The organism is Planococcus glaciei (assembly GCF_900099655.1).
Classification (GTDB): domain Bacteria; phylum Bacillota; class Bacilli; order Bacillales_A; family Planococcaceae; genus Planococcus; species Planococcus glaciei.
This window is the reverse complement of the sequence record NZ_FNDC01000001.1, coordinates 416,847-432,573: the sequence shown is the minus strand read 5'-3', so window position 1 is coordinate 432,573 and position 15,727 is coordinate 416,847. Positions and strand designations below refer to the sequence as shown.

Below are 15,727 nucleotides of genomic sequence, written 5' to 3'. Positions count from 1 at the left end.
ATGCAATTGAATCGTTTTTTGATTGCCTATTAATCGGTTGGCATCTGTTCCCCTAAAAACTAAGCCCATACAATTGCTTTGCTATAACCACCATTTTGTGGAGGAGATTCTCTCTACTTTCTACTACGTTTGGATTTATCTGAAAGTTTCATTTTGCGCTCAGTTCGAATGTCACTTAATGTCAATAAAGCAACTTTAAATTACCACTTTATTGGAAGCTCTAAAAACCATGCTAAAACGGATGCCACTGGGAAAGGATCACAAATAGAAAAAGGGGAGAGAAGAGTGTCTTATTGGAGGGTTTTAATAAGCAGGAAAGTCTACTTCCAGCCCCAAATTCCATCTAATAGGACTCCAGCTAAACGTTTAATTATCGTGGATCACGGGAAGAGAAGGGGCTGAAGCGGATTCTTTTATGCTTCTGCGATTAATGCAAACGAACCCTAAGAAAAAATGCAAACTATATAAAGGAGAGATTATGCGATGAAAATAAAAGCCGCAGTTACCCCGGAAACGGGAAAAGCTTTTGAAATCAAGGACGTTGAATTGCCGAAACTTGAATCGAACGATGTGTTAATAAAAGTAGCCGCATCAGGAATTTGCCATACGGATGTTTCAGGAAGAGACACCGGTATGGTCAATCCGCCCGCAGTTCTTGGACATGAAGGCGCCGGCATTGTAGAAGAAGTCGGGTCTGAAGTGACGGAACTGCAAAAAGGGGATCATGTGGTTGTCTCTTTTGCCAGTTGCGGAGAATGTGATAATTGTTTAGCCAATCATCCGGCCCATTGCCGGTATTACGGCGACTTGAATTTAAATAGCCATATCGATCAAGAAACCAATCAGTTGGTTGCCAGATTCTTTGGCCAATCTTCTTTTGCCACCTATTCGCTCGTTAACCAGCGGAATGTGGTGAAGATTGATGAGGAGATGGACTTGGCTTTAGCGGCTCCCTTAGGCTGCGGTCTGCAAACCGGAGCCAGCAGTGTTTTAAATGTGCTAAAACCTGAAGCCGGCAGCTCCATTGCCGTGATCGGCGTCGGGGCCGTTGGGTTGAGTGCCATTATGGCGGCTAAAATTGCCGGCTGCAAAAACATTATCGGAATTGATCTCCATGAAAATCGCTTGGAACTTGCAAAAGAATTGGGTGCCACAGCGACGATTAAAAGCGGCAAAGATGTAAATATCGCCGAACAGATCAAAGAAATTACCGGTTCTGGCGTGCAGCATGTACTGGACACAACTGGCGTAGACAGCGTAATCGCCCAAGCCATCGACTCCTTGGACACTTTCGGGAAAATCGTTACAGTCGTGACTGATTTTAACCTTTCGATTCCTTTGGAAGCTTTAGCATTAAAAGGCGGCAGCATTGTCGGGACCAGCCAAGGCGATGCCATTCCACAAAAATTCATTCCGGAAATGATTTCTTACTATAAAAAAGGCCAATTCCCATATGACCGGATGGTGAAATTCTTTGAATTCGATGAAATCAATAAGGCCTTTGAAGAATCAGAGAATGGCTCGGTCATTAAACCGGTTTTAAAAATGAATTAAGAAATTAAATGTATAAAATGACAAAAGCACCTTTCAAACAGTTCCATGCTGTTTGAAAGGTGCTATTTTTAGGTTCCAGAGCATCTGTCGCTGGCAGAGCGGAAGCTGCTTAAATACCACGGGAGAGAAGAAGCTGATTAAAGCGCTTTTCTCTTCTTAAAATTATTAGAAGCAGCAGTTATGCCAATCGCAAAGTGTAAAAGGGAAGAGCGGTGCCGATCGGCACCGCTCTTCCCCTTTAGTCCATAACTGACCATTTACGACCAGATCAAGATAATGAAATAAGATTTAATGAAGTCCCCTAATTAACTGTGATACAATCAAAAAAGGTAATAATCGGAATATTTAAATTTTTAAAACGGATATTAGGAGGGCGAAGATGAACGGAAAAGAAGTGCTTGTCATTTTCAAGAACGAGCTTCGCAAATACTCTCCGGAACAGCTGCGCCATATCCCGCGAGAAGGTGTGTGGTCCATTGGGCAAATGTATGACCACATTATTCTAGTGGCGCATGAGTATCTGGATAATGTGCAAATTTGTGCTGCATCAACTGAAGGGCAGCCTCTGGGAAAAACTCCAGCGGGTGAGCAGTTATTCAAAGACGGTGGATTTCCGCCCATCAAAATCAGGCTTCCAGATGAAATGAATGGCCCTCCCAACAATTCAGCCAGCAAAGAAGATCTGGAGACAAGAATGGAAGAAGTAATGGATAGGCTGGAGCACTGGGGATTGAAAGTCTCTACCATTAACCCGGACTATAAGGTTAAGCATGGCGGGTTCGGCTGGCTGAATGCGAAGGAGTGGCTTGAGCTGGTTCACATGCATTCCCGCCATCACCTGCGGCAGAAAGAAGAGCTGGAAAGGTATCTGGAAATGGAAACATAGTTTTTGGGGGGGGTGGTCTATTCGCTAAATCCCCAAAAACTGTCGATGAAGAAAACATTTCAAAAGGAGGTTTTTAGATGAAATACTTGTGCTTGGGTTACTTGAATAAAGAGAAGATGGATACATTGCCAAAGGAAGAAGTTGATGCCATCATGCGGGAATGCCAGCCTCATCTCCAGGAATTATACAAAAGTGGCCATGTGCTGGTAGATGCCGGCATTGGACAAGAAGTAAAGAGATTGCAGCGGGTGGGCGGGGAGATACAAGTCGGTGAGGGCCATTTAACCCAGACCGATAAAATCATGGGAAGTGCGTTCATACTGGAAGCCGCGAGTTTTGAAGAAGCAATCCGAGTGGCTTCTCTACATCCGACTGTGCAGGTCGGTTTAGCAGAACAGCTGGGTTGGGAAATGGAAATCCGCGCAATCGACTCCTTCGATATGAAAGGCTAGCTTTTAAGGGAAAGAGTAAAACTGCTTAAACGGTCTTCACGTATTTTTATAACAGGGCGCCATGTCTTAAAATCTGATTATTGAAACTTATCCCAACTGAAACCGTATTATAAGAAAGGCGATCCAAGCGACGATAAAACGGAAGGGGGAAAAGGGTATGCATTGGATGATGTGGATTTTTTGGGGCTCATTGGCTGCAGTGTTTGCAGGCGCTTATCTAGTGGATTTTTTGACGCGGGGGAAATACAGCTTTAATAAGAAGGAAAAGACCTTGAACCAGAATTTAGCGGAAGCCGAGGCTCAGCGAGAAGTTGGTCGGCACAACAATCAAGGTGGAGGAATGTTTTAAGATAAGGGTTGAAATCGTTTAACCAACTGAAAGCAAGATACACGAGCTTGGAGCTGGATTCCAGGCTCTATTTTTAATTAGCGGGTATTTTTCTTTTAACTAGATAAATAAAGGAAGATATCTATATAATGGAAGAAGTTGATTTTTCTCAAAAGTGTTTTGAAAGGAAATTTTGTATGAAGCCACTATTCAATGGACGGAAAGTGAACTTGGCCACCTTGCTGACTTCTCTTGTCTCTGCCTCAGTCATTCTTACACTGCTGATTCTTACCCTCTCTTCTTATCATTCCAGTAAGGATTCTTTGGCGACGACTTATTTATCCTTAAATTACTCCAAAGCGGAAAAGATGAGCCATTCGGTCGATTCGTTGTTCATCTCGATGAGAAACAATCTGGAAACTACCGTGAATTTTCTGGAGGAACATGAAGGGATGAGCGATCAGGAAATCCATGAACATTTGGATCTTTTGCAAAGAAGCAGCGGGTATTTCAATTCCCTTTCCTGGATAGACGAAACAGGCGTGATCCGGGCCATCAGCCCCAACAGCATCGGGTTAAAAGGAGAAAAAATAGCGGTAGGAGAAGCAAGAGACGCGCTGGATGCGAAACAGCCCGGATTGACTGCCCCTTATATGGGCTTATCAAACCGTTTAATCATTTTGATGAGCCAGCCGATCTATTCCAAAGACGGTGCGTATAAAGGGATGATCGGAGGAACCATCTTTCTTCAGGAGCAGAACGTCCTGAACCATCTTCTTGGCAATGATGCGGTAGAACAAAATGGTTCCTATTATTACGTGGTCGGCCCGGACGGAACGCTGTTGTTTCATCCAAAGAGTGAAAAAATCGGAGAAAACGTCATTGGAAATCCGGTAGTCCGTCAATTGACGCAAGGAAAAGACGGCATGGAATTAATTACGAACACCGAGGGGATTCCGATGCTTGCCGCTTATAGTAACGTATCTGAAGCGGGATGGGGGATCGTGCAGCAGACACCTTATTCATTTGCTGAAGATTTTTTGGTTGATCAATTTCTGCAGATGCTGAAGAATTTATTGCTGCCATCTTTGCTGCTTCTCCTGTTTTCCATCTTCATCGCCCGCAGATTGGCAGCTCCTTTTATGCATCTGGGAAATCTGGTGAATGGATTAGCGGAAGGAAAGGGCGTATCGCAGCCTCTCAAGGACAATCTGATGAAGCCCCATTGGAACCGCGAAGCCGATATCTTAACGAAGAGTGTGGCGATCGCTTTTGAAATACTGGAAAGAAACAACCAGGAACTCACGCAGTCAGCACGGACGGACGCGCTAACGGGCTTGCCGAACCGCCGGAAACTGGAAGAAGTGCTGGACGTCTGGTCAAGCCAGAATCGGCATTTTTCATTGCTCATCCTGGACATCGACCATTTCAAATCGATTAACGACTCATTTGGCCATCAAATGGGGGACCAGGCATTAAAAGGCTTGGCTGAAACGCTTCAAACATTGATCCGGAACACAGATTATTGTTTTCGGTATGGGGGAGAAGAATTTGTCCTTCTTCTGCCGGATGCCGATCGCTTAGCTGCCTACCAAGTGGCGGAAAAAATACGCAAAGAAGTGGAACAGACCTTGTTGGTTCCTGGCCAGACCGTGACGGTTTCAATCGGAATCTCAGAGTTCCCAACCCAGACAGAGTCGTTGAAAGAACTGTTCCGTTTGGCGGATACAGCGCTCTATCGATCAAAAGATGAAGGAAGAAACCGGATAACTGTTTCTTCCTCCGGCAATCCTTCTTAACGATTCAATCGCAATTATGAACCGGAAGATCCGAAGAGAAAAAGCAGAGCTATCAAGCACTGCTTTTTCTCTTTTTCATTTTTGCCGCTGCAAGGCAAGAATTCGTTTTAAGGGTTTTACATTTGGAGAAAGATGAATCTTTTAATTTTTTCTAACGTAGTAAATATAAGGATATTTATCGGCTTCATCAATTTGATAATCTAAATTCAGCAATTGCAGGCTACGAATAGAGAAACGGGGGATCTTTTTGGGGATGTTATTAGAAGTGGTTACGGTCTTACTGATTATTTCAATGGCTCTCTTTATACACGAAATGGGCCATGCCGTTGCAACAATTTTGCGGAACAAGAAAGCGGAAGCAGAGATTTATATGGGGTCACCGGGCAAAGAGAAAAAACTGAAGCTGAAGCTTGGAAGAATCACTTGCTACGTAACCGTAGCGCTTTACGCGTTCTGCCAGCCTATAAATTCAGAAGAGTTGCCGCCTCCTACCTACAAACAAAGGCTGACGATGCTGATAGGCGGGCCGATCGCTTCATTAATGGGGTTTGCCGCCCTATACCTTATTTCTCATTTCTTCTCTGGTATACCAGGCAGTATCCTGATTAATCTTGCAGGCGCGATTTTCTTCCTATTCATAAGTCCGCTAATTCCCTTTACCTATCCTTCTTTTTTAGGCGGAGGTCCAAGTGATGGGCTGCAGATTTTGAATCTGGTAAAAGAGAATAGAAGACAGCGGAAAGCGGTTTTATAAGAAGATGCTCTCTTACAGAGGAAAAGTACTAAAAGAAAGCAGAGCTTTTGAAGCAATGCTTGGAACTGAAGGTAATTTATGTGCAGATAAATTTCATTCAACAATGGAAAAACCTAGTTGTTTTTATTACTTCATACAGGAGGGGTTTATATGGATTTTTTTACAGTATTATTTGGCTTTCTTCCATTATTAATTCTCGCTTTTATATTTAGATGGGTTCGCCAATTGAAAATTAACAGTGAAACTCAGATTAAGCAAAGCAAAGAAATAATTTCACTTCTAAGAAATAAAGGATGAGGCCATACCTTATATTTTGGCTATCTTCGTCCAACTTAAACCAAAAGTTTCTGTAACTTTTTACCACATAGCGTGTCTAATGAAATAAAAGGGGACTTGACATGAACGCTAAACTTCTATGCCTAAGCTTAATGGTCTTCATTTTCTTATTTGGCTGTTCGCAAGGCAAGGAAACCATCGGAGATGAAAACAGCAATCCCGAAGAAGACTTAAACGCCACTTCGCAAAAACCGCCTTCTTTAACAGTAACAATCCAGGAAGAAGAAATTGCTGCTGTTTTGGGCGCCTATACATGGAGTTATTATGATCAGGAAGCCGGCGGCATGGTCGCTATAGAAGCAGAGTCGCTGCCGCCTTCTGAATTGGCCGGCAGCCGAAAAGCTCCTGCAGTAAACTCGGCTGCTTCCATTAAACTCAAATTTGAAGAAGAGCCGATTTCCTGCAAAGTGAACATTTGGGACGCGGCGGATAAGTTGAAAGGGTCTTTCAAAGAGGTGCAGCTTAGCGGGGAAAGGGGGAGGACGGTCTATGAAGTGGTGGCGACTTGGGAACGTGGAACTGGCCATTACGTTTTTCCTTTGACTGTGGAGTAGTCTGATTTCTATTTTAAGATAGTTTCATTCCTCTTTACAAAGAGGAATGAAAATATCCAGGTTCTGCCACTTAATACAATTAGAAGGAAAAAGAAAGAGGTTTTAGCATGAAAAAATGGATAGCGGCATTGGCCGTTCTTATCACAGTAAGCATTTATATAATATGGCCAAAAGCGAGCATTGAGAAACCGGTCGTGGTTTCTGCGCAGATGAATGAAACAAACAAAACCATAACGATTTCGTATATTACCACCAAAAAAGACGAGACCCATTTGGAAGAAGCCGTAATTGACGGCAGAGGATTCTATCCAGCCGGAACGACGCGGGAGACCATCGGAACAAAAAGCCTGCTTGATCAAGACGGCTATCAATTGCGGGAAGACGTAATCCGGTTAACAGAGGAAGAACTTGATTACTTCGAGAAAATGTCTTGGCGTGCTCCGCCTGCCACGATTACGTATTCGGATTATGAACCGGTTGAAACGACGCTTATTGTCTTGAAAGAAGACGAAGCCGCGGAAGGTGTCATGGATCAGCAAGGCATCCGCTATGCGTTTACGGCGCCGGAACCGATGGCCATCACCACCATCGGACATTACGATTCGGCGGCGTCGCTGGGCTATTCATACAAGGGCCAGGAACTGCCGTCTTCTATTGAATTGGAAGAGGGAGAAACTGTTGAGTTGAATTTTGATGGACCTTATCAACTCGCCAGCGACGACAAGCTTCTGGTGGATATTGAAACGATGGATGGAAAGCACCACACAAGGCATTTAGCGGAAACGATGGAAGTTCCGGAGGGCTACTTAAAACGAGTCGTTGCTGAGAATCCGTAAAAAGCCTTCTGGGCCAATTGTTTCTTGTTCAGTTTTGCAAATTTATCTGCGGGGGGTTCATTAAATGGGAAGTAATCAAGTGCGCAACGATGAAGAATGTCTGGGTTGTTCTTTAGCAAATAAAAAGTTGCCGGTGAATATAGTTTACGAAGATGACTTTGTCACGTGCATATTGGACCACGATCCGTTCAATGAAGGGCATACTTTGATATTGCCGAAAAAACATTTTCGCTATGTGGATGACTTTGATGCAGAAACAGCGGTTGCCGTCATGAACGCTGCTCAATTGCTTTCAAAAACGATTAAAAAGTTATACAGCCCTTATGGAATCACGATTTGCCAAAACGGCGGAGGGGTAGATGAATTAACTCACTACCATATGCATGTCGTGCCAAGGGAGAAAAACCAATCGTTTAAAAGCTTTTTTAGTGACGAAGTCTGGGAAAATGAACACCTTAAGAATAAGATTTCCGTTACAAGAAGTGAAATGTCCAGTGCGCTTAGAGAACTGCAGTTGCTGTGAAGTGTTTATGAGTGCAATCAAGTTATGCTTCACATGCAGGTTTGTTTAAGAGGCCGATTTTAAGAACAATAGCTGGAGGCGATGACCTTGTTCAACGAAAAACCCAAATGCGCTTCATGCGATAAGGAAATTGAAGGGGATGAAGTCGTCTTCATTAAAATGCGCTTTCCCAAAAGAAAAGGATTTACTGAAGTGAAAGCTTACTTAAAGAACGAAGGGGAATTCATTTGCGAAGCTTGTATTTCGGATGTTTCTGGAGGGGAGGGACGGTAATTGGATGTAAACACGGATGCGCTCGTATATTTCCTCGTTGGGTGGGGAATCCCGCTGATCGTGGTTGGCAGGGCATACTGGAAAATGAGCGCAGAGGATAAAGAAGATGTGAGGAGTGATTTCAGTTCATGGCGCTTCATCTCCACCTTCGGGTTTATCTTGTCCGGTATTTTCTTGTTGCACGCAGAATCAGTGATCGGTGTAGGCATACTTAAAATAATCGGAATAGGTTTAGTGGTTTTAGGAGGCATATTCAACACGTTCCATCAATGGAAAGAGGAGAAGGTAAAAAGTATACTTGTTCTTGCACTCTTATCGTTCGCGATTTTCCTTAATATAAAATGAGGTGACGTCCGCATTATGCCCTCCTGATTTAGAAAAACCGCACCCGTACTGCCAGTTGGCAATTCGGGTGCGGTTTTTCGATGATTGGAAACGGAGCTGGTCAAACAACAGCCTCTTCCACGCGTTGTTTGCTGTACACAATCAACCCCATCAATCCGCTGAAGAACAGCAGCGTGGAAGCCAAAACAAAAACAAATGCATAGGGAACAAGGTCCGACAGCCATCCTGTGGCTAACTGAGAAATCGGCACTGCGCCGAAAGCCGCCAGCGAGACGATGCTCATCGTTCTGCCAAGCCTTGCCTTCGGGACATTGGCCTGGATCTTTGAAATGATGATCACGCTTGATATGCCATTCAAAATCCCGATGGCCGCCAAAGACAGCATCACAATCCATACGGAAGGGAGGGCTAGTAAGAACATGATCAATCCCTGCAGGAGTTCAAGCCAGTAAAACGAACGAAGTGTTTTGTGTTTCGGCTGTAATTTGGCAATGAACATCATGCCGATGACCGAACCCGCTCCAAAAGCAGCCAAGACGAATCCCATCTGTGAAGGTGCCAGATGAAAGCTTTCCCGCGCATAAAGCAGCAAGGTGATCTGCATCGGCCCGACGACCACAAGTCCCCCTACCAAATCCACCAGCAGCACCGTTCGGAGCCACTTGGTCTTCCAGACTTGCTGAAACCCTTCCGCAAAATCCGCCAAGAGACGGGAATCTTTCACTTTAGTGGAAAGTTCCTTGTTCACACTGACCATGATTCCAGTTATAGCGCCGATCAAATAAGACACTGCATTTATGAGGAAACCAGCTTCTACTCCATAAAGCCCTACGACCAATCCGGCCAGGGGAGGACCGATGAAGATGGCCGTTTGGGAAATCGATTGGACCCATGCATTGGCCTTTTCCAAATCTTTTGTTTCCACCACGGAAGGAACTATCGTATTGAACGCCGGATAGAAAAAGCCGCTGGCAACACCAGACAAAGAAAGCAAAAGATAAAGCAAGGGAAAGGACAAGGAATCAGAAACCAAAAATAAAATCAGTGCCGCCATTATGGCAAACCTGGCGAAGTCTGAAACCCAAATGACCTGCTTTGCACTTAAGCGGTCGACGGCTACCCCGCCCACAAGAAGCAGAAGAATACGCGGAAAGACCAGAAAAAACAGGGCAAGCGCCATTTCGCTGCCGCTGCCGCCCAGCTCAAAAATCAAGTAAATCAGGGCGATTTGCTGAAATCCGTCTCCGATGGTCGAAACGGACTGCCCAAAGAAGAAAAAGGAGAAATTTTTGTTTGAGAAGAGGCTGTTCTTAAAATACCCTCTCATTCTTCCGGTCCTCTATTTTGGGATTTCGGGGAAGCCGGGTGAAAAAAGCTGCTGAACGTATAAAATTTCCGGTCATCTGCACCGTTCCGATTATGCGAGGAAGAGCGGCTCATGATGTCAGTGACTGCAGACAAATGCTCGTGGATGGAAGCTATGTCCTGGTCTGACAGCCATGAATGTTCCTGGGAGATAAAGGAGTTGGGCAGAGAGCCTTCGTAATAATCCACACTTTCAATCAGATTCCGGTAGGTCTCGTGAAAAGTGGACTCATAAAGCATATGTTCATCGGCCTTCGCCAATTCCAGGGAAGGCGAAAGGCGGAACGAACGGGCAGAAGCCGTATAATATTTTTCGACAATCGAACCCTTTACTTCTTCCCGCGTAAGCCGGATGATTCCCGCATTTAAAAGTTCTTTGACATGGAAATGCACTTTCGGCGCAGACTCTTGCAACGCTGTCGAAATTTCTTTATTGGTCAGTTCCTCAAAATACAGGACGGATAAAATCCGCTGCCGCAATGGATGGGACAAGGCGTGAAGCTGCTCAGTCGTTTCGATGATCATTTCGTAGTTCATTTTTTTTCCTCTTTTCCTTTTTATAAAAATTATTTATCGATAAATTATAATTTATTGAACTAACTATAATATGGTTCTTCAAAGAAATCAATTAAAAGATTCCTTTTTTCAGAATTTTTTCAGGGCGAGGGATTTCGGCACGGTGGTCGTCTTTAAAATGTCGAAGTATGAGTGCAGGGTGCATCCACTTGCCTTCAATGATAATGGCTTTGGTTAACAAAGCAGGAAAAACCGGCTGCGGCAAGGAATCTACTAGCAAGAAATAAAACGAAGGCGCTGCTGTTAGCCAATCACGCAGTCTTAACTAAACGGAGAAAAGGGAGGGGACAGTATGGCAAAAGTCTGTTTTGGCATGGTCATGTCGCTTGATGGATTCGTCAACGACCGTGAGGGAGGAATGAACAAGCTGTATGCCAGTTTTGAGCCAAACGAGGAAATCAACGACATGATGGCAAGGACGGGAGCGGTCATATTCGGGCGCCGCACGTTTGATTTGGCAGATGCGGATTCCTACGCCGCAGACTACGAGTTTCAGGTGCCGATCTTTGTGGTGACGCACCACCCGCCGGAAAAGCATCCAAAGGAAAACGACCAGTTGACGTTCACCTTTGTCACGGACGGCGTTGAAAGTGCAGTCCGGCAAGCAAAGGAAGCGGCGGGGGAAAAAGATGTGCTGATTCTCGGGGCGGATGTTTTCCGGCAGGCGCTCAAAGCCGGATTGGTGGAAGAGCTGCAAATGGCAATAGCGCCCATCATTCTTGGAAAAGGGCTCCGTCTGTTTGAACAGCTGGAAGAGCTTGAAATCGATTTGGAAAAAATTCATACCATTGAGACCGACAAGCAAGTGGAGATTTGGTATAAGGTGATCCGATGACAGGCAACAGAAAGTAAAAGGCCATACTGCGGATTTCATACTTGCAGTACGGCCTTTTACTATAGTGAGCTGATTTTCAGTTCTTTATTAAAGCACTCGTTTGCTTGTAGCTAATCAGATTTAACTCTTGACGGCAACTTGTCAGGAAAGATAAATAATTAAAACGACCAAATGCACAGCCGCAGTTATAAATGGCCCCAGCGTTTCAAATTTATCCCCGATTTTAATCCCGATCCATCCATCTAAAAACTGTACTAGGATCATTGCTGCAGCCGTGATGCTCACTAGCTCCTTTGAAAGGACAAAGAAAGGCACGATAGAAACACATATTAAAGCAAAGCTGCGTGCAGTTACATATAAAGCCGTAATTTTGCCTTCTCCTTCACTTTTTCTAACAGTTAAAACCGAAAAATACAAACTGATTGACGCACTGATTAAAGTTATAGCCGCACAAATGTAATACATGAGCTGCCTCCTTTAACTTTTGTCATCAAGCAAATGAAAATGTTTTTTATTAATATTCTGTTTTTATTATTAATATTTCATTTTTATTTTATCAATTAATAAATCGATTACAAGTGTTCAATGAAGGTCCAGATAAATTGAATGAGCCGCCCTCATGTGTCTAGTTGGAGTAAACAGAACGATGGATATTACGATGATCATCACTTAGTCATAAAAGGTTACTGGATAAGCCTTGTAAGGAAATTTTATACGTTAATAAATTTTATTTTAAAAACTTTAAAGCACCCCTTAAATTTCACCTGATTTTCACTTAACTTTTGTACCATATGGAATATAGACAAGTCTCTTAAGCTGGAGATGCAGGAGAGGCCGTTCATGTTCAGAGAAAAGGGGTGCGTTGGGATGCAGGATATTTATTTTGAGGAAAAGTATGGCCGGTTGTTTGAAAAAATCGAAAAAGGGATTTTTCAGGTTTTTACCTTCCAGCATATGTACGGAACCGTAAAGCATTCGTTTATCATGCGGGAGATCCCGCTGCCGGTTCGCGGCGAAACGTACTACGATCTGGTGACGCCTTACGGTTACGGCGGGCCGCAAATCCTGCATTGTGAAGAGGGGCGGAAGGCGGAGCTAGTTGGAGCGTTTGAAGATGCTTTCCAGGAATACTGCACCGAGCGGCGGATCGTCAGTGAGTTTATCCGCTTCCATCCCGTCCTGAACAATGCGGAAGATTTTCTGGCCTGCTACGATGTGGCGCATGTGCGCGACACGGTCGGCACCAACCTGAAGGACCATGACCATCCGGTGGAAGTGGAGTTCTCAAAATCTGCCCGAAAAAATATCCGCCAAGCCCTAAAAGCGGGCGTGGAATACCGCGTGACCCGAAACCCAAGCGACTTGAGTGAATTCAAGAACATCTATTACGCGACGATGGAGCGCAATCATGCCGATACGTATTACTTTTTCGGAGACGAGTATTTCGATCAACTGATCCACCTGTTAGGTGAAAATGTGCTGCTGGTGGAAGTGCTGTACGAGGGTCGCGTCATCGGCGCCGGCTTGAACTTCGTCTATAAAAACCTGGCACACACACATTTGTCGGGAACGTTGTCGGAATTCAATTGTTTCTCGCCGGCTTCGATTTTGAACTATGGCTTAACGCTTTGGGCAAAAGAACATGGCATCGACGTCATCCACGGCGGCGGCGGAAGAACGAACAGTGCGGATGACAATCTATTTGTCTTCAAAAAGCAATTCGGCAGACAGACCGCCTTTAAATTCTATACAGGACGCAAAATCTGGAACAGCACCGTCTACCAAGAATTATGTGCCGGGCTCGATCTACAGGAAGAAACGGAATTTTTCCCGGCTTACCGGTCAAAGTCCATGGATTTATATGAGCGGGTTTAATGGAAAACGGGCTGAGGTGAAGTTTCGGCCAAGGGTTTTCCGGATTTAGGATAATGAGAAGATACATGACTGGAGGAGGGCTTGGGTTCAAGCTGCTTCTCTTTTTAATGTCTGCATAAAGGAGCGGGAAATATCCTAAACTAAAGGTTTTTAAATAAGAAAGCAATATGGTATAGTAAAAATCCACCGAAAGTCTTCTGGAAATTTGATGAAATAAAGGTGATTTTAATAGCTTCCGTCTCTTGAATTGATGATTTTTATGGTTTCCGAACTTTGTTGGAAAGAAGGGAAAGCGAATGAGAAGCGAAATGAACCAGCTGATTGAGGATGAACGAAATGTCCATGTGCTGTATGCGTTCAATGGAACGGAAAACTACATAAACCAAATTTTGACCTATATAGAAGACGGAATCGCGGCAAACGACCATATCCTGCTTGTTGAAAACGAGCGGGTTTCACGGGTGCTCCAAAAAGAACTGAGCACCCGCTTTTCGGCACAACAATTGGAGCTGGTTCATTACGTCAACAGCTTCCAGTTCTACTGGTCGAGCGGCAGCTACCATCCGCCAGCCATCCAGGAATACTTCACGAAGATGATCCAGCCTTATGTGGAAAACAACCAAGCTTTCCGCTCCTGGGCGCATGTCGAGTGGGAAAGCGTGAAAGAGCCGCTGCACCTGATCGAGGATTTCGAGAAAATTGTGGACGAAGCGGTCAATGCATATTCGTTCCCGCTGATTTGCGCCTACGAAAAAAAGCAGATGCCGGAACACCTTCAAACGATTTTGATGGAAACCCATCCGTACGTGCTAATGGAAGACCGTTTTGCCGTGTCCGAACAGTACCGCCCGGTAGATGCAGTGAAATAACTAGCGGCCATAATTTGAGCCCGTTCAAAAGAACACTGAAAAGCCCCCTGGAAATTAGGTTTCAGCCTAACTTTCAGGGGGCTTTTTGATACCCATGTGTAAGAAGCAATTCAGCGAAAAAGCGCGATTTGATAATACTTGGCCGCCATCTTATAGGCACGGGCCTCTTGATAATGTTCGGCGAGTTCGATGCTGATATTTTTGATGAGCAATGGGTAATTTCCTTCCTGTGCCAGCTGGACCGCCTGCTGCAATTCCTTTTCATAGGATGGAAAATCAAACCGGGCTTTATGGATTTGTGCTTTTAAATGCAAAATCTGAATATGCGAATTAGGCAGATTGTAGGCAGCGGTCAAATGAAAACATTTCGTTAAATACGCATCCGCTTCTTTCCAATTCTTTTGTTCGATATTGATTTCTGCCAATACTTTATTGGCGTGAATGGTCAGCTCTTCTCTATTGGCTTTCAAATCATACTCCATGCTCTTTAACAGGTGTTCAGTGGCTTGATCGAATTTCCCAAGTTTTTGATAAACTCTTCCATAGTTATATTCGATAACTGGAGCGTAATATTCTTTGTTAAACTCTTCGGCAAACACTGAAAGTTCCTTCAGGACTTCCAATGATTCATCGTAGAAATCATTGACGTGAAGCTGAATGGCCAGTTGAGAGAGGGAATGCCCAATTCCGGTTTTGGCATCATGTTTTTTAAAAATCTGCAGGGCTTTTCTGATATAGGTTCTTGAAAGCTCTAAATCCTCATCAATTTTCCCCCGGGCTTGCGCCAAATTCAAATAAGCTTTCGCTTCCCGCACCGACCCTGCTTCATCCTTCAAGGAATCCGTGTAAAGTGCGGCATAGAATGCGGCTTCTGAATAATCCTTGTTTTCATAGTAATACTTCGCCATGCAATAGAAGTAATAGGAAATTTCGTTCTCCGCACTGGAATGGTCAGTTGAAACAATGTTCTTGGCTTGTTCCACCAGCTGATGCACTTCTTTCATATCGTGTTTGATGTAGTACCAAATCAAGACATAATAGATTTTAATCAAGGTCGAATTTGAATGGTTTTCCTTTGCTTGCAGCTTCAATAAAGCAAGGTCCTGGGAAACGATTTTCTCCGATTGAATAAACTCCTCGTAAATCCGCTGTACATCCGTTTCGATATTCTGCTGGTTCAACTGCAGCAGAAAGTCCGGCTCTACTTCCAATACCTTGGCGATTTTCAGGATAAAGGAATAGGAAGGCTTGGCTTTGCCGCTTTCGATATTGCTTATGTATGTATTCGAACAAATCCCTTGGATCAGCTCTGTTTGGGTCAACCCTTTATGTATGCGAATCTGGCGTATCCGTTCTCCTACTGCCATTCTCTCCCTCTTTTCCTGTCGCTGTCTATCTCTGAATGTTCATACTTCCATTATATAACGATAATTTGATATTTGGAAATCTTTCTCAGTAGTAAAAGTGAGTTTTATTCCAAATTAAGGGATTTAAGTTAAAAAGACTAAGGGGAAAGTGGCTTTATTTCAAATTAGAAAGCTGATTTTTACCTGTTCCTTTCAACTTT

At 44.1% G+C, this 15,727-nt stretch carries 19 protein-coding genes; 15 read left to right on the top strand and 4 right to left on the bottom strand.

Annotated elements, in window-relative coordinates:
* Positions 1–483 precede the first annotated feature (483 nt).
* The 12 genes from BLQ32_RS02110 (at position 484) to BLQ32_RS02060 (ending at position 8,640) form a co-directional block, all read left to right on the top strand.
* A complete protein-coding gene (locus tag BLQ32_RS02110; RefSeq protein WP_074508915.1) occupies positions 484–1,554 on the top strand; it encodes an NAD(P)-dependent alcohol dehydrogenase in 1,071 nt (356 codons plus the stop codon).
* 379 nt (positions 1,555–1,933) lie between these two features.
* Positions 1,934–2,440 (top strand): DinB family protein, encoded by a 507-nt coding sequence (locus BLQ32_RS02105; protein ID WP_074508914.1) that lies wholly within the window; start codon positions 1,934–1,936, stop codon positions 2,438–2,440.
* Between the two features lie 77 nt (positions 2,441–2,517).
* Positions 2,518–2,892: a YciI family protein gene (locus tag BLQ32_RS02100; RefSeq protein WP_074508913.1), complete on the top strand. Its 375-nt coding sequence runs from the start codon at positions 2,518–2,520 to the stop codon at positions 2,890–2,892.
* 157 nt (positions 2,893–3,049) lie between these two features.
* Entirely contained in the window at positions 3,050–3,241 is a 192-nt protein-coding gene (locus tag BLQ32_RS02095; RefSeq protein ID WP_036811521.1) for a hypothetical protein, read from the top strand.
* Between the two features lie 176 nt (positions 3,242–3,417).
* Positions 3,418–5,019, top strand: a complete 1,602-nt coding sequence (locus BLQ32_RS02090) for a sensor domain-containing diguanylate cyclase (protein ID WP_074509100.1) — start codon at positions 3,418–3,420, stop codon at positions 5,017–5,019.
* Positions 5,020–5,272: 253 nt separating this feature from the next.
* Entirely contained in the window at positions 5,273–5,773 is a 501-nt protein-coding gene (locus BLQ32_RS02085) for a site-2 protease family protein (protein WP_074509099.1), read from the top strand.
* A 150-nt stretch (positions 5,774–5,923) separates the two neighbouring features.
* Entirely contained in the window at positions 5,924–6,070 is a 147-nt protein-coding gene (locus tag BLQ32_RS19765) for a hypothetical protein (protein WP_175557056.1), read from the top strand.
* A 101-nt stretch (positions 6,071–6,171) separates the two neighbouring features.
* On the top strand, positions 6,172–6,663 hold the full coding sequence (locus BLQ32_RS02080) for a hypothetical protein (protein WP_074508912.1): 492 nt from the start codon (positions 6,172–6,174) through the stop codon (positions 6,661–6,663).
* Positions 6,664–6,770: 107 nt separating this feature from the next.
* Entirely contained in the window at positions 6,771–7,499 is a 729-nt protein-coding gene (locus BLQ32_RS02075; RefSeq protein ID WP_074508911.1) for a hypothetical protein, read from the top strand.
* A gap of 64 nt (positions 7,500–7,563) precedes the next feature.
* On the top strand, positions 7,564–8,022 hold the full coding sequence (locus tag BLQ32_RS02070; protein WP_074508910.1) for an HIT family protein: 459 nt from the start codon (positions 7,564–7,566) through the stop codon (positions 8,020–8,022).
* A gap of 81 nt (positions 8,023–8,103) precedes the next feature.
* Positions 8,104–8,295, top strand: coding sequence for a Fe3+ hydroxamate ABC transporter substrate-binding protein (locus BLQ32_RS19985; RefSeq protein WP_074508909.1), 192 nt, complete (start codon positions 8,104–8,106; stop codon positions 8,293–8,295).
* Complete coding sequence (locus tag BLQ32_RS02060) at positions 8,296–8,640, top strand: hypothetical protein (RefSeq protein WP_074508908.1); 345 nt, start codon at positions 8,296–8,298, stop codon at positions 8,638–8,640.
* Positions 8,641–8,740: 100 nt separating this feature from the next.
* Here the strand turns inward: BLQ32_RS02060 and BLQ32_RS02055 are convergent, their stop codons facing one another.
* Positions 8,741–9,967, bottom strand: a complete 1,227-nt coding sequence (locus tag BLQ32_RS02055; RefSeq protein ID WP_074508907.1) for an MFS transporter — start codon at positions 9,965–9,967, stop codon at positions 8,741–8,743.
* The gene (locus BLQ32_RS02050; RefSeq protein ID WP_074508906.1) at positions 9,964–10,542 is read right to left on the bottom strand and encodes an ArsR/SmtB family transcription factor; all 579 of its coding nucleotides are present in this window, start codon (positions 10,540–10,542) and stop codon (positions 9,964–9,966) included. The genes BLQ32_RS02055 and BLQ32_RS02050 overlap by 4 nt, the downstream gene beginning before the upstream one ends.
* Before the next feature lie 331 nt (positions 10,543–10,873).
* Between BLQ32_RS02050 and BLQ32_RS02045 the strand changes: the two genes are divergently transcribed.
* A complete protein-coding gene (locus BLQ32_RS02045; RefSeq protein WP_074508905.1) occupies positions 10,874–11,416 on the top strand; it encodes a dihydrofolate reductase family protein in 543 nt (180 codons plus the stop codon).
* Positions 11,417–11,557: 141 nt separating this feature from the next.
* Here BLQ32_RS02045 and BLQ32_RS02040 read toward each other — a convergent pair whose 3' ends face one another.
* The gene (locus BLQ32_RS02040; RefSeq protein ID WP_074508904.1) at positions 11,558–11,881 is read right to left on the bottom strand and encodes a hypothetical protein; all 324 of its coding nucleotides are present in this window, start codon (positions 11,879–11,881) and stop codon (positions 11,558–11,560) included.
* 402 nt (positions 11,882–12,283) lie between these two features.
* On the opposite strand from BLQ32_RS02040, the gene BLQ32_RS02035 reads away from it, so the two are divergent.
* The gene (locus BLQ32_RS02035; RefSeq protein WP_074508903.1) at positions 12,284–13,291 is read left to right on the top strand and encodes a GNAT family N-acetyltransferase; all 1,008 of its coding nucleotides are present in this window, start codon (positions 12,284–12,286) and stop codon (positions 13,289–13,291) included.
* Between the two features lie 296 nt (positions 13,292–13,587).
* Complete coding sequence (locus BLQ32_RS02030) at positions 13,588–14,160, top strand: MEDS domain-containing protein (RefSeq protein ID WP_074508902.1); 573 nt, start codon at positions 13,588–13,590, stop codon at positions 14,158–14,160.
* A gap of 110 nt (positions 14,161–14,270) precedes the next feature.
* Here BLQ32_RS02030 and BLQ32_RS02025 read toward each other — a convergent pair whose 3' ends face one another.
* On the bottom strand, positions 14,271–15,527 hold the full coding sequence (locus BLQ32_RS02025) for a helix-turn-helix domain-containing protein (protein WP_074508901.1): 1,257 nt from the start codon (positions 15,525–15,527) through the stop codon (positions 14,271–14,273).
* Between the last annotated feature and the right edge of the window lie 200 nt (positions 15,528–15,727).

What these genes read in the sequence shown, in the direction of transcription:
- BLQ32_RS02110 (WP_074508915.1), top strand. Translation starts at nt 484, where the DNA reads ATGAAAATAAAAGCCGCAGTTACCCCGGAAACGGGAAAAGCTTTTGAA.
- BLQ32_RS02105 (WP_074508914.1), top strand. Translation starts at nt 1,934, where the DNA reads ATGAACGGAAAAGAAGTGCTTGTCATTTTCAAGAACGAGCTTCGCAAA.
- BLQ32_RS02100 (WP_074508913.1), top strand. Translation starts at nt 2,518, where the DNA reads ATGAAATACTTGTGCTTGGGTTACTTGAATAAAGAGAAGATGGATACA.
- BLQ32_RS02095 (WP_036811521.1), top strand. Translation starts at nt 3,050, where the DNA reads ATGCATTGGATGATGTGGATTTTTTGGGGCTCATTGGCTGCAGTGTTT.
- BLQ32_RS02090 (WP_074509100.1), top strand. Translation starts at nt 3,418, where the DNA reads ATGAAGCCACTATTCAATGGACGGAAAGTGAACTTGGCCACCTTGCTG.
- BLQ32_RS02085 (WP_074509099.1), top strand. Translation starts at nt 5,273, where the DNA reads ATGTTATTAGAAGTGGTTACGGTCTTACTGATTATTTCAATGGCTCTC.
- BLQ32_RS19765 (WP_175557056.1), top strand. Translation starts at nt 5,924, where the DNA reads ATGGATTTTTTTACAGTATTATTTGGCTTTCTTCCATTATTAATTCTC.
- BLQ32_RS02080 (WP_074508912.1), top strand. Translation starts at nt 6,172, where the DNA reads ATGAACGCTAAACTTCTATGCCTAAGCTTAATGGTCTTCATTTTCTTA.
- BLQ32_RS02075 (WP_074508911.1), top strand. Translation starts at nt 6,771, where the DNA reads ATGAAAAAATGGATAGCGGCATTGGCCGTTCTTATCACAGTAAGCATT.
- BLQ32_RS02070 (WP_074508910.1), top strand. Translation starts at nt 7,564, where the DNA reads ATGGGAAGTAATCAAGTGCGCAACGATGAAGAATGTCTGGGTTGTTCT.
- BLQ32_RS19985 (WP_074508909.1), top strand. Translation starts at nt 8,104, where the DNA reads ATGACCTTGTTCAACGAAAAACCCAAATGCGCTTCATGCGATAAGGAA.
- BLQ32_RS02055 (WP_074508907.1), bottom strand. Translation starts at nt 9,967, where the DNA reads ATGAGAGGGTATTTTAAGAACAGCCTCTTCTCAAACAAAAATTTCTCC.
- BLQ32_RS02050 (WP_074508906.1), bottom strand. Translation starts at nt 10,542, where the DNA reads ATGAACTACGAAATGATCATCGAAACGACTGAGCAGCTTCACGCCTTG.
- BLQ32_RS02045 (WP_074508905.1), top strand. Translation starts at nt 10,874, where the DNA reads ATGGCAAAAGTCTGTTTTGGCATGGTCATGTCGCTTGATGGATTCGTC.
- BLQ32_RS02040 (WP_074508904.1), bottom strand. Translation starts at nt 11,881, where the DNA reads ATGTATTACATTTGTGCGGCTATAACTTTAATCAGTGCGTCAATCAGT.
- BLQ32_RS02035 (WP_074508903.1), top strand. Translation starts at nt 12,284, where the DNA reads ATGCAGGATATTTATTTTGAGGAAAAGTATGGCCGGTTGTTTGAAAAA.
- BLQ32_RS02030 (WP_074508902.1), top strand. Translation starts at nt 13,588, where the DNA reads ATGAGAAGCGAAATGAACCAGCTGATTGAGGATGAACGAAATGTCCAT.
- BLQ32_RS02025 (WP_074508901.1), bottom strand. Translation starts at nt 15,527, where the DNA reads ATGGCAGTAGGAGAACGGATACGCCAGATTCGCATACATAAAGGGTTG.